The organism is Bradyrhizobium sp. AUGA SZCCT0105 (genome assembly GCF_018129565.1).
Lineage (GTDB): Bacteria > Pseudomonadota > Alphaproteobacteria > Rhizobiales > Xanthobacteraceae > Bradyrhizobium.
This window is the reverse complement of sequence record NZ_JAFCMK010000003.1, coordinates 48,487-61,033: the sequence shown is the minus strand read 5'-3', so window position 1 is coordinate 61,033 and position 12,547 is coordinate 48,487. Positions and strand designations below refer to the sequence as shown.

The following is a 12,547-nucleotide window of genomic DNA, read 5'->3' as shown; positions in this document are numbered from 1 at the left end:
CAGATTGACCCAGATCAATTCAGAGTTCGCGACGACGCGATTAACTTGCATCGTGTATCGCGTCAGACCCCCCGCTGACAGCCGTTGAACAGGGAAGACACCCATGGCGACGATGCAGAGGTTAAGGGGCTACCGGGGCTTGCCACTGTTCTCTTACGGCTTTCGGCCGTTCTTTCTGTTCGGCGTCATTTGCGCCGGCGCGATCGTTCCCCCGTGGCTCGCGACCTTCGCGGGAGATGTCAGCCTCTCAGCCGCGTTCGCGCCACGGGACTGGCACGTGCATGCGATGCTGTTCGGCTATGTGGGTGCGGTGATAGCAGGCTTCCTCCTGACCGCCGTTCCGAACTGGACAGGACGCCTCCCGATACAGGGCGGTCCGCACGTCGCTCTGTTCGGCACCTGGCGTGCCGGAAGACTGGCAGCGACATTCTCAGGCATCATTGGCTGGCAGCTCGCGCTTGCGATCGACGCCGCGTTCTTGCTGTTGCTCGCCGCCGCAGCCGCGCGCGAGATCATCGCTGGCCGGAAGTGGGGTAATCTGAAACCAGTGGGCATCGTGTCGCTGCTTGCGGCCACCAACATCGCTTTCCATGTGGAGGCACATTTCAATGGTGTCGCTGACTATTCAGCGCGGGCGGGTATTGCGCTCGTCGTTACGCTGGTCTGTGTGATCGGAGGGCGGATCGTTCCGAGTTTCACGCGCAACTGGCTCTCGCGCCAGAAGCCAGGTCGGCTGCCTGTTCCCTTCGGCCGATTCGACGCGGCGACGATAGTTGTCGGTGCGTGCGCCATGGGTGCATGGGCAGTGGTTCCGTCCGGTCGCGCGGTCGCGGGTGCCTTGGGAATTGCTGGAGTGCTCCACGTCATCCGCCTAGTTCGCTGGGCCGGTCATCGAACAATATCGGACCGGCTCGTCCTGATCCTTCACGTTGCCTACGCGTTCGTGCCTGCCGGTTTTTTCCTGGCGGCGCTATCTGCGCTAGACTTCGTCGCTCCCAGCGCAGGGATACATGCCTGGACCGGCGGTGCGATCGGTTCGATGACGATCGCTGTGATGACACGGGCTTCGCTCGGCCGTACGGGGCAGGCGCTCGCGGCATCCCCTGCCACTCAGGCCGTTTACGCCTCGATCATTGTCGCAGCGCTGGCCCGGATATGCGCGGCTGTCGATCCCACCTATTCGATCCCGCTGTTGATGATCGCGGGCATCGCATGGACGGGTGCGTTTCTGGGATTCGCGCTCGCTTACACCCCGCTGCTGTGCAGTGCTCGAAAGCCCTGAGAGCGACGTGCTGGACGTGCTCAAGGCGAATCTGAGGTTGCGCGCTCAACCATCTTGATCGTTCTTACCGCCGATAGACAAGGCAGCCGTGCCTACCCGGTTGCAATAGGATCAATGCTGGGCTTGGCGTCGTTCTGCTTCAGCCTCTAGCTCTAGTCGCAGAATGTGCGCTCTTGAGGCATCGAAGGTCTCTTCCGCGGCGTCGCCAAATAGCGGATCTTTGTGATCGGTTAGGGTCGAAGCGACCTCCGCCCAATCCTGGGGCAATAGAGCCTTGAGGGCGGCCGGGAAGAAATCGCGCTCTTCAACCATCATATGTTGGCGTTCGTTCACCATGAAATCTCGTATGATGCGGCCGACCTCCTGTCGAGGAATCTCGCGGTCCGCGAGAACGCCATCAATCGCTTCAGCGAAGCGGCGCAAGCGATCGGCTCCGTCTGCGTGCTCACGTGCGAGATCACCGACGGTTGCAGCCGCACCGGGATCGCGAAGCGTCAGCTTGGAGAGGATCAAGTCTTCCTAGGGATGATGGTATATACCTCCGGGTAGACCTCGAAATAGCTGATAATCGCCCGAATCACTTCATAGTCGGGGCGACGGCCGCGCTCAAAGAGATTCAGTTCTCGCTCAAGGATGGTGAGAATCAATATTGCGATGCTCACGGGGAATCACTGCAGCGCCCTCCTCAGAGGATTTACCCCAAACAGCAAGGTAGACCGAAGCCAGTGTCGCTTTTTGCGCCAAATCAAACCTCCTCATCGCCAAGGCGATGGAGTGCAACGTTACCGTCGTGATCGGTGTTCCCCAGAACAATTTGTCCGCATGGCGCGGTTTTGCCGGCGATCTCGGAATGGAGCTGTCTGCCGACATCGGCGAGATCGATAGATGGGTGGAGTGCCTGCGCTAGGTATCGCGGGCGAGGGTATTTCCGTTTCATATAGTCATCCTCCCTTCACAGCGGGATCCATTTCTGATTTTCCGAATTGATGAAGGCCCTCCGTCCTTCGAGTGCGGCGCGTAGCTCGGCGGGCAGGGTGGTCATGGCCGTGCCCTCCACTTGGGAATCGATCCTGAAACATATTGCAAAAGAATGCCGGGACAGATTCCCAAACTCTTCAAGTTATGCCCGTCGTTATTGGCTTTCCTCACTCCCCTAGGGAGCGCCAAGTGTTCGCTTTTCCTCGACATTGTTCGACGCGACTCCGTTCGCGAGCGTCCTCCAGCTCGATAGCTGATTGATCGTGCCGGCCTGTATCAGCTGAGTTTGGCGCTTGTGCTCATTCGCGGTCCCGGCGACGGAGCTTTGAGCATCCGCGTCACCCGCCTTGGCGGGCAGTTCGGCCCGTAAATCAAGCTGCGGGCGTCCCTCATTTCCGCTATGATCAAGCCATGACGATCGGGATTACCGGACCCGGCCGGAAGGTACCACGGCAAAGTGGCGTGGTCAGGCTGATCGTTGCGGCCGTCGTCATCACGATTTGCCTGATCCTGCTCTCGTTCGCGAGCGACTTCCTGGTCGATTGGCTTTGGTTCTCCTCGATCGGTTATCTCGAGGTTTTCCTGACGGCGATCGGCGCCAAGGCAATCGTCTTTTCCGCGGTCTTGACGGCGACCGCCGTCGTCCTCTGGCTGAACGGAGTGCTGGCGGCGCGGTTTGCCATGCAGCAGCCGCGACGGATTCCGGCTGCCCCGTGGAAGGTGGCCGGTGTTACGCCGCCGCCCGATCTGTCCGCAATGCTGCGCGATCGACTAACACGGCCGTGGTTTGTCGCGCTCGGTGCGGGTTTGCTCGGTGTGCTGGTTGCCGCAGGCGAAGCCGGCAACTGGGGCATCTTCCTGCAGTTTCTCTACCATGTGCCCTATGGCGCGGAGGATCCGCTCTACAACAGGGACATCGGCTTCTATCTCTTTGCACTACCCGCCTATCTCGCGATCAAGAACTGGATGCTGCTCGCAATCGTCCTGAGCGCGCTGTTTGCCGGAGCGATTTACTGGGCGCGCGGCGACATCGAGTACGATGTTCACAACCGATCAATCTCGCCGACGGTCATCGCACATGGCTCGGCGCTGGTTGGCCTTCTGTTCGCGGTGAAGGCCTGGTCCTATGGGCTCGACCGCTATCTGCTGCTCTACGGCGACAATGGTGTCGTGGTCGGGGCAAGCTACACCGATGTCCATCTGGGGCTGCCGGCTCTGTGGCTGATGATCGGGCTTTCGATTATCGCGGCGTTCATCGCATGGGCCAATTTGCGCGCCCGCACCTACCGGCTTCTTGCCGCCGGGTTCATCCTCGTCGGCGCCGGCTCTGTCGTGCTGTCGAGCGTCGTCCCTTCGCTGTTCCGGCACTTCGTCGTCAAACCGACGGAGTTGCAGCTCGAGAAGCCGTACATTGAACGCAACATCGCGCTCACCAGGCAGGCCTACAATCTCGACCGGATCGCAGCCAAGCCGTTTGCCGCCGAACAGCGGCTGACGTTCAAGACGCTGGAAGCGAACAAGGCCACCATCGACAATATCCGGCTCTGGGACTGGCTGCCGCTGTCGAATACCTACGCGCAACTGCAGGAGATCCGTACCTACTACAAATTCCACGATCTTGACGTCGATCGCTACTGGCTCGACGGCTCCTACCAGAGCGTGATGCTCTCGGCCCGCGAACTGCGGGCCTCGCTGTTGCCCACGAATGCACAGACCTGGGTCAACCGCCACGTGCTGTTTACGCACGGCAACGGCGCGGTAATGAGCCCGGTCACCCGCAAGAGCCCAGAAGGACTGCCGTTCTTCTATTTGCGCGATATTCCGCCGGTTGCGGACGGCGGTCCCAAGATCGAGGAACCGCGCATCTACTTCGGCGAAGAGAGCGACGACTACGTCATCGTCAAGGCCAGCATCCCGGAGTTCGATTATCCGAAGGGGAAAGACAACGTCTATGCGGCCTATGACGGCAGTGGCGGTGTTCCGATCGGAGCATTGGGATGGAGAACGCTGTTCGCCTACTACTTCAATGACGCGAATCTGGTCCTCTCAAGCTACATCACGGCCGACAGCCGGATCATGATCCGGCGCAATATCACGGAACGGGTGCGCACGATCGCTCCATTCCTCAGGCTCGATCATGATCCCTATCTGGTCGTCAGCAACGGGCGGCTGTTCTGGATACAGGACGCCTACACCACGAGCTCCTATTTCCCCTCCGCGCAGCCCGTGCCGGAGCTCGATCTCAACTACATCAGGAATTCGGTGAAAATTGTTGTCGATGCCTATAACGGGACGGTTGATTTCTATCTGATCGACCCACGCGACCCCATTGCAGCGACCTACCAGCGTATCTTTCCGAGCCTGTTCAAGCCGTTCACGGCCATGCCGGCGGATTTACAGAAGCACATTCGCTATCCGGAGGATCTGTTCCTGATTCAGGCGCGGCTCTATCAAACCTATCACATGGAGCAGGCCGAAACTTTCTATAACCGAGAGGACTTCTGGCAGTTTCCGCGACAGCCGGGCGGCGATGGCACCTCGGTGATGACCCCCTATTACATCATCATGCGGCTGCCCGGCGAGCCGCAGGCCGAGTTCTTCCTGATGCTTCCCATGGTGCCGAGTCGTCGCGACAATATGATCGCGTGGCTCGCTGCGCGTTGCGACGCCCCCGACTACGGCAAACTGATCGTCTACGAATTCCCAAAGGACAAGCTTGTCTACGGGCCGTTTCAGATCGAAGCGCGGATCAACCAGAACACCGAGATCTCGCAACAACTCACGCTGTGGAATCAGATGGGCTCGCGGGTGATACGCGGTGCGAACCTGCTGGTGATCCCGATCGAGAACTCGATCCTTTATGTCTCGCCGCTCTATATGCGCGCCGAGCTTGGACACCTGCCGGAGCTGAAACGCGTGATCGCAGCCTACGGTGAGCATGTCGTGATGAAGGAGACGCTCGCTGATGCCCTGGCCGCGTTGTTCGCAGAGCCCGGTGCGGTGCCGGCGGTTTCAAACGCAACGGACGCGGTGTCCCCTGCGGGCGGGGCGGCGAGCCCGGCCCAGCAGGCGCTCGATCGCTACAATCAGGCGGTGGAGCGATTGAAGGCCGGAGACTGGAAAGGTTTTGGCACGCAGTTCGATGCCCTGCGCGAGCAATTGGAGGAAATGAACCGACGCTCCGTCGGTCACTGATGGCCGAGGGGAGTTGAAAGCGCGGACGCGCGCCTCAATCGTATTGCTAAAGGTTGCATTGCAATTTCGATCGCACAGGGGCTCGCTGTTCTGTTCGGGGTGGCGCGCCACTTCCGCTTCGCGTGCGATACCGCCGATCAATCGTCGCAATTGCTGGTGCCTCCCGTGGCGTTCCGGATCCTTGCCACAACCTCCGGCCGGTTGCTCTCGAGCCAGGCCACGGCGTCGGGTCCATCGACAACGCACGCGAAGGTTTCCCAGGTTGGGTCCTCCAGGGATTCCGGTTGCAGTCGCTTCGCCGCATACTCAACGAGGTCGTGCAAGCGTTCATAGCCTCGTCGGCGCTCAAGGGAATCTGCAATCGCGGTGCTGGCCCATCCTCGCTGGGCCAAATCGATGATGCTCGGAGCGTCAGCCTCGCTGAACCAGGGTGTGGCATCGAACTCGATGCAGCGGACATTATCGGCGGTATGGCAAGTCGCGTGGATCATTGGATTCCTCCGTTCGCCGGCTAACAACCTGCGCCAGCATTGCTCCTGGAGTTTCACATCGCCGCCTCGCACGCCTCAGGCTTTGACCAGGTCCCCCAGCAGGTTCGCCGCCACCGTCAGCTTGGCGAGCGTCAGGCCGCTGGCCGCGATCTCCTCGACCGAGCGGCGGATGCGCGTCGCTTCGGGGTGGGCCGCGAGCCAGGTCTCGACAGCGTGCTGGCCGGACTGCCCGGTCGCCAGCATGTCCGCGGCCAATCTTCTCTCGGCGCCAGCGATCTGCTCGACGGCGCGATCAATCGCCATACGTTCGAAATAATCGTTTGCCGGCACGCTGCGCGCGGCGGCGACGATGCGGTCGAGGCGGAAATTCGCTTCGGCGGCGAAGAAGGTCGCGGCGGCGTCGCCGATGGGGCGGGCGGTGCGCTCGGCAACCGTCACGATATCGGGTGCCGGGACCAGAGCATCGAGATCGGCGAGTTCGCCGGCGAGGCCGGCCGGGACACCGGCATCGGTCAGGTCCTGCCGACGCTTGGCACGTGCGGCCTGCAAGTCCGGCGGCAGCGCGGTGTCGAGCCCGGCGACGATCTGGCGGATAGCCGGGCCGAAGCGCGCGACGACGGCCTCCAGCCCGTCCTTGAAATCGACATTGCGCACGTACCAGACCATGCGGGAGAGCAGGAGGTCCTGGACAGAAGCGTAGAGGGACAGCTGCACCCGCCCGTCGATGCAGGTATCGAGTGCATCGATCGCGTCACTGAGCCACTTGAGCCCGTAGCATTCATCGACCGCCACATAGGCCATGACGATGGTCGGGATATCGGCGTCCGTCTCGTCGATCAGCCGCACGACACAGGCCGGGCCGCCGCGGTTGATCACCGCATTGGCGAGGCTGGTCGCGATGATCTCCCGCCGCAGGCGATGGGATTCGACCGCTCTCGGGTATTTGTCCTGAACCTCGCGGGGAAAATACTGAGATAGTTCCCGGGCAAGATAGGGATCATCCGGCACGCTGGTGACGAGCAGGTCATCGTAAAGCGTCAGCTTGGCGTAGGCGAGCAGCACGGCAAGCTCGGGCCGTGCGAGGGACTGGCCGCGCCGTGTGCGCTCGGTGAGCGCTGCGTCGTCGGGCAGGAACTCCACCGTGCGGCTGAGCAAATCGCGCTGCTCGAGCGACTGCATCAGGCGCGTGAGGAAGCCGGTCTCGGCCACGCCCTTGCGTTCGGCGAGCGAGAGCGCCAGCGACTGCAGATAGTTGTTGCGTAGCACCAGCGTGCCGACCTCGTCGGTCATCGCGGCCAGCAGGCTGTTGCGGTCAGCGGGGCTGAGCCGTCCCTCGCGCTCGAGCCGCGCCAGCGCGATCTTGATATTGACCTCGACGTCGGACGTGTTCACGCCGGCCGAGTTGTCGATGGCGTCGGTGTTGAGCTTGACGCCCTTCTGCGCCGCCTCGATGCGGCCGCGTTGGGTGACGCCGAGATTGGCGCCTTCGCCGATCACCCGGGCCCGCACGTCGCTGCCCGTGATGCGGATTGGATCGTTGGCGCGGTCGCCGGCCTGATCGTCGCTTTCCGCGGCGGAGCGGACATAGGTGCCGATGCCGCCAAACCACAGCAGATCCGCGCGCGCCTTCAGGATTGCCGTCATCACCTCGAAAGGCGTCGCTTGCGGCTTGTCGAGATCGAGCAGGGTGCGTACCTCCGGAGCGAGCGGGATCGCCTTGAGCTGGCGCGAGAACACGCCGCCGCCCGCCGAGATCAGCGACTTGTTGTAGTCCTGCCAGCTCGATCGCGGCAGGTCGAACAGACGCTTGCGCTCGGCGAGGCTGATCGCAGGATCAGGCGAGGGATCGATGAAGATGTCGCGGTGATCGAAAGCCGCCACAAGCTTTGTCGCTGGCGACAGCAGCATGCCATTGCCGAAAACGTCGCCGGACATGTCACCCACGCCGACCGCGGTGAACGGCATGGTCTGAATGTCGGTGCCGAGCTCGCGGAAGTGGCGCTTGACCGCTTCCCAGGCGCCGCGCGCCGTGATCCCCATCTTCTTGTGGTCGTAGCCCTGGCTGCCGCCGGAAGCGAAGGCATCGCCGAGCCAATGGTTTTTCTCGGCCGAGATCGCGTTGGCGATGTCGGAGAAGGTGGCGGTGCCCTTGTCGGCGGCGACAACGAGGTAGGGGTCGTCGCCGTCATGGCGCACGGTGGATTCGGGCGGCACGACGATGTCGCCGTCGAGATTGTCGGTGAGCTCCAGCAGCGAGCGAACGAAGATGCGATAGGCTTCGGTGCCTTCCGCGAGCCAGGCGTCACGATTGGAAGGTGGCGGCAGGCGCTTGGGCACGAAGCCACCTTTGGCGCCGACCGGCACGATCACGGCGTTCTTGACCTGCTGCGCTTTCACGAGGCCGAGGATCTCGGTGCGAAAATCCTGCGGCCGGTCGGACCAGCGCAAGCCACCGCGCGCAACCTTGCCGAAGCGCAGGTGAATACCTTCGACACGAGGTGAATAGACGAAGATCTCGTAGAGAGGTCGCGGAGCCGGCAGGTCGTCGATCCGGCGCGCGTCGAACTTGAAGGAGATCACGGGACGCGGATGTCCATCCTCGCCGATCTGCCACAGATTGGTGCGAATCGTCGCCTGCACCAGGTTGGTGAAACGGCGCAGGATGCGGTCTTCGTCCAGCGAGGCGACGGATTTGAGTTGCTCCTCGACCTCGGCAAGCAGGGCCGTCTCGCGTGCCGAGCGCTCGGCTTCCGTGGAGGCGAGGCGCGGATCGAGGCGGGTCTGGAACAGCGCGACGAGGCTGGCCGTGATCGCGGCGTTCTTGCGCAAGGTCTCCCACATATAATCCTGGGTGAACGGCGCGCGGATCTGGTGCAGGTAGCGGGACAGTGCCCGGATGGTCGAGACTTCCCGCCAGCCCAGGGCGGTGCGCAGGATCAGGCCGTTGTATCCATCGGATTCGGCGTGATCGCGGACCACGGCCATGATCGAGGCTTCAAGGCGATGGCTGAATTCGGGGCTGATCGTGATCGGCTGGCCGTCGCTGGTCTCGATGGTCATCTCGTGGAGCCAAACCGGCGGAGGCGTCGGCGTGGCGCGCGGCGCGATCTGATAGGTGCGTTCGTTGACCACGTGCAGGCCGTGATTTTCGATCACGGGCACGCGGTAGGACAGCGACAGGGGCGCGCCGTGCGAAAACACCCTCAGTCCGAAGCGCTTGGGATCGGCCTCGCCTTCGTCACGGTAAACCGAAATCGCCACGGGGCGGGTTGGCGTGAGCTTTTCGATGGTGGCGATGTCGGTGATCGCCCGTTCCGCGCTGAACACCTCGGTATAGCCGCCGCTAAACGCCTGGGCATATCGGTTGGTGAGCATGCGTGCCCGCATGCCGTCGGTGGAGGCAGTGAGCGCGGCCTTCAGCTTGTCGGCCCAGGTCGCGGCAATGGCGCTGATCCCGGCTTCGAGCGTGGTGCGTTCGACGACGGGAGTTTTGCCGTCATAGCGTCCGATGATGTAGTGGACGCGCACAAGCGCCCCTTCAGGGAAGGAAACGTAGGAGGCCGACAGCGTTCCCTTGTAGACCTGCGACAGGAAGGCCCCGACGCGGGTGCGGACGTTCGTGTCGTATTTCTCGCGCGGAATGAAGGTGAGGATGGAGACGAAGCGATCGAACTTGTCCACCCGCGCCAGTGCGCGGACGCGCGGACGCTCGTAGAGGATCAGGATCTCCATGACGAAATTGTAGAGCGTGTCGACGTCGACCTGGAATAGTTCGTCACGCGGATATTCTTCGAGAATATGCATGAGGGCCTTGCCCGAATGGCCGTTCGGGTCGAAGCCGGCGCGTTGCAGCGCGCGCGTCACCTTGTGGCGGACATAAGGGATCTGGCGTGCGGAGCGGGTATAGGCGCCCGAGGTGAACAGGCCGACGACCCGCAATTCGCCCTCGAGCCGGCCGTCGGGCGTATAGAGCTTGATGCCGACATAATCCATGCGAATGCGACGATGAACGCGGCTGGAGACGTTGGCCTTGATGACGATGAGCAGGGTGGGCTCGTGCATGAACTCGCGAATTTCCGACGTCATCACCACCATTTCGCTGCCGCGGCGCAGGACCTTCGCATCCGGATCGCGGAGGACGCCTAGGCCCTTGCCGGTCGTGATGTCGTCGGATGCATCGCTGTCGGGCGAGAAGCGATATTCGCGCACGCCGAGGAAGGTGAAATTGTCCGCGCACAGCCATTGCAGGAACTGGTTGGCCTCGGCGACCTCGTCGATCGGCAGCGGCGGCGGATTGGAAGAAAAGGTCTTGATCGCGTCCTCGACCCGGTCGCGCATGGCACGCCAGTCGGTGACGCAGGCGCGGACGTCGTTCAACGTCCTGGTGAGGCCGTCGATCAGCTTCTGGCGATCGGCATCGGCGTCCAGGCGGGTGATGTGGAGGTGAATCAGGCTTTCCCGCGTGCCGTTTACTCCCTCCGGCAGCGCTTCGCCGTGGAAGCGCAGGAGCTTGCCTTGGCTGTCGCGCTCCACCGCGAGGATCGGGTGAGCGACGAGGGTGACTTCGATGCCTTGCTCGGCCAGCTCCGCCGTCGTGGAATCGAACAGGAAGGGCATGTTGTCGTTGAGAATCTCGAGCACGGAAATCTCGCGCCCGTCCGGCATCATCGGATTGACGACACGGATATCGGCGCTGCCGGCCGTACGCTGCTGCACGTGCTCCCAGGCTTGTTCCGCCAGGAAGGCCAGCGACTGGGCATCGTGATTGGCGAGGTCCTCGACATTGGTGTAGCCGAACAGAAGTTCGGCAAAGCTCCGGGGCGCCTTGCCCGGCTGCACGCTTCCCGCTGCATCGCGGATCAGGATCGAACGGGCCTTGTCGTCACGCCAAGCCATCATGTCCTCCATTTGCCGCGCCGTCCGATCGCAGCCGCGATCATCAGCTTGATTCTGGAGTGCATCGCTTCGAGCGCCACAGCCTTGACCGCGATCGAGCGCGTCCGCGAAATCCCCGGTCTCAAAGTTGCGACAACTCCCGTCGACAATACTCCGATCCCAAAGCTATCCAAGGCGCATGCTGTCGGGAGAAGTATTGAGATGCCCTGCTGCAGCGCGTGAGGCCGAAGCCGGCGCTGGCGGCCGACGGATCATGGGGTCAGACAAAATCACAAGCAATTTCAATTGTATATGAGTTCGCAATTGTATTCCGGGGTAGCGCGCCAGCCCACCCCGGACATGCTGCAGGGTCGCATCGAGGTCAGCGCGTGCTTACGCTGCGACCAGGACTGGTTGCGCCGGCCGCCGGGTGATCGTCAGTGACAGCACGGCAGCTATGATGCCGGTTAAGCCTGCGATCAAGAAGGCCTGCAGATAATCGCCCTGGGCCGAGCGCATGAAGCCTGCAAAGAACGCGGCGCAGGCGGCGCCGAGCTGATGGCCTGCGACCACCCAGCCGAACACCAGCGGTGCGTTCTTGTCGCCGAACGCCTCGTTGGCGATGCGCACGGTCGGCGGCACGGTCGCGATCCAGTCGAGACCATAGAACACCGCGAATACCGACAGGCTGACCAGCGAGAAATCCGAGTAGGGCAGGTAGATCAGCGACAGGCCGCGCAGTCCGTAATAGAAGAACAGCAACTTGCGCGGATCGAAGCGGTCGGTGAGCCAGCCCGACAAGGTGGTGCCGAACAGGTCGAAGAACCCCATCAGCGCGAGCAGGCTCGCCGCCTGCACCTCGACGATGCCATGGTCGCCGCAGAACGCGATCAGATGGGTGCCGACCAGACCGTTGGTGGTGAAGCCGCAGATGAAGAAGGTGGCGAACAGGAACCAGAACGCCCGCGTCTTCGCTGCGCGCGCCAAGTTGCTGAATGCGGCGGTGAACGGGTTGCCTTGTGCCGGCGGCGCGGCATGATCTTCGTGCTGGCTGCCGAACGAGCGCAGGCCGACCGAGGCGGGCCGCTCCGGCACCAGGAAATACACCAGCGGAATCAGCGCCGCGCAGCACGCGGCCACCGTCAGCACCACCGGCTTCCAGCCGCCCCATTCCACCAGCGCCGCGAGGCCCGGCATGAAGATCAGCGTGCCGGTCGCGGTGCTCGCCGTCAAAAGCCCCATGACAAGGCCGCGATTGGTGGTGAACCAGCGATTGACGATGGTGGCGCCGAGCACGTTGGCGACCGCGCCCGAGCCGATGCCGGAGAGCAGCCCCCAGCTCATGAACAATTGCCACGGCGCGGTCATGAAGTAGCTCACGCCTGTCGAGGCCGACATCAGCACGAGCGCGCCCAGCACCGTACGGCGGATGCCGAAGCGCTGCATCACGGCGGCGGCGAACGGGCCCGCGAGGCCATAGAGGAAGATGCCGACCGCGGCCGACGACGAGATCACGCCGACATCCCAGCCGAAGGCCTTTTGCAGGGGCAGCATCAGCACGCCCGGCGTTGAACGCAGGCCGGCTGACGCGAGCAGCGCGAGGAAGATCACGGCGACGACGACGAAGGCGTAGTTCTGGCCGAACGGCCGTCTCGACACGGGGGCGGGTTGAATGGAGACATTGGGCATGTTACTTACCAGTACGTATTGCGATGCGGCCTGTATA

The 12,547-nt window shown here is 62.7% G+C and carries 7 protein-coding genes; 3 read left to right on the top strand and 4 right to left on the bottom strand.

The annotated features are described in order from the left end of the window. Positions 1 to 103: 103 nt before the first annotated feature. Complete coding sequence (locus tag JQ573_RS16055; protein ID WP_212313107.1) at positions 104 to 1,282, top strand: NnrS family protein; 1,179 nt, start codon at positions 104 to 106, stop codon at positions 1,280 to 1,282. A gap of 111 nt (positions 1,283 to 1,393) precedes the next feature. On the opposite strand, the gene JQ573_RS40190 is transcribed toward JQ573_RS16055, so the two are convergent. Then, positions 1,394 to 1,795, bottom strand: coding sequence for a hemerythrin domain-containing protein (locus JQ573_RS40190; RefSeq protein ID WP_249131861.1), 402 nt, complete (start codon positions 1,793 to 1,795; stop codon positions 1,394 to 1,396). 256 nt (positions 1,796 to 2,051) lie between these two features. Between JQ573_RS40190 and JQ573_RS16045 the strand changes: the two genes are divergently transcribed. Further along, a complete protein-coding gene (locus tag JQ573_RS16045; RefSeq protein ID WP_249131859.1) occupies positions 2,052 to 2,189 on the top strand; it encodes a DUF2478 domain-containing protein in 138 nt (45 codons plus the stop codon). Between the two features lie 482 nt (positions 2,190 to 2,671). Continuing rightward, on the top strand, positions 2,672 to 5,455 hold the full coding sequence (locus JQ573_RS16040; RefSeq protein WP_212313105.1) for a UPF0182 family protein: 2,784 nt from the start codon (positions 2,672 to 2,674) through the stop codon (positions 5,453 to 5,455). 137 nt (positions 5,456 to 5,592) lie between these two features. On the opposite strand, the gene JQ573_RS16035 is transcribed toward JQ573_RS16040, so the two are convergent. The 3 genes from JQ573_RS16035 to JQ573_RS16025 form a co-directional block, all read right to left on the bottom strand. Then, positions 5,593 to 5,946: a hypothetical protein gene (locus tag JQ573_RS16035; protein ID WP_212313103.1), complete on the bottom strand. Its 354-nt coding sequence runs from the start codon at positions 5,944 to 5,946 to the stop codon at positions 5,593 to 5,595. 75 nt (positions 5,947 to 6,021) lie between these two features. Then, positions 6,022 to 10,854, bottom strand: coding sequence for an NAD-glutamate dehydrogenase (locus tag JQ573_RS16030; protein ID WP_212313101.1), 4,833 nt, complete (start codon positions 10,852 to 10,854; stop codon positions 6,022 to 6,024). A gap of 360 nt (positions 10,855 to 11,214) precedes the next feature. Then, entirely contained in the window at positions 11,215 to 12,510 is a 1,296-nt protein-coding gene (locus JQ573_RS16025) for an MFS transporter (protein ID WP_212313094.1), read from the bottom strand. Positions 12,511 to 12,547 lie beyond the last annotated feature (37 nt).

Excerpts from the sequence above, each read along its gene's own strand:
- JQ573_RS16055 (WP_212313107.1), top strand. The coding sequence starts at position 104 with ATGGCGACGATGCAGAGGTTAAGGGGCTACCGGGGCTTGCCACTGTTC.
- JQ573_RS16045 (WP_249131859.1), top strand. The coding sequence starts at position 2,052 with ATGGAGTGCAACGTTACCGTCGTGATCGGTGTTCCCCAGAACAATTTG.
- JQ573_RS16040 (WP_212313105.1), top strand. The coding sequence starts at position 2,672 with ATGACGATCGGGATTACCGGACCCGGCCGGAAGGTACCACGGCAAAGT.
- JQ573_RS16035 (WP_212313103.1), bottom strand. The coding sequence starts at position 5,946 with ATGATCCACGCGACTTGCCATACCGCCGATAATGTCCGCTGCATCGAG.
- JQ573_RS16030 (WP_212313101.1), bottom strand. The coding sequence starts at position 10,854 with ATGGAGGACATGATGGCTTGGCGTGACGACAAGGCCCGTTCGATCCTG.
- JQ573_RS16025 (WP_212313094.1), bottom strand. The coding sequence starts at position 12,510 with ATGCCCAATGTCTCCATTCAACCCGCCCCCGTGTCGAGACGGCCGTTC.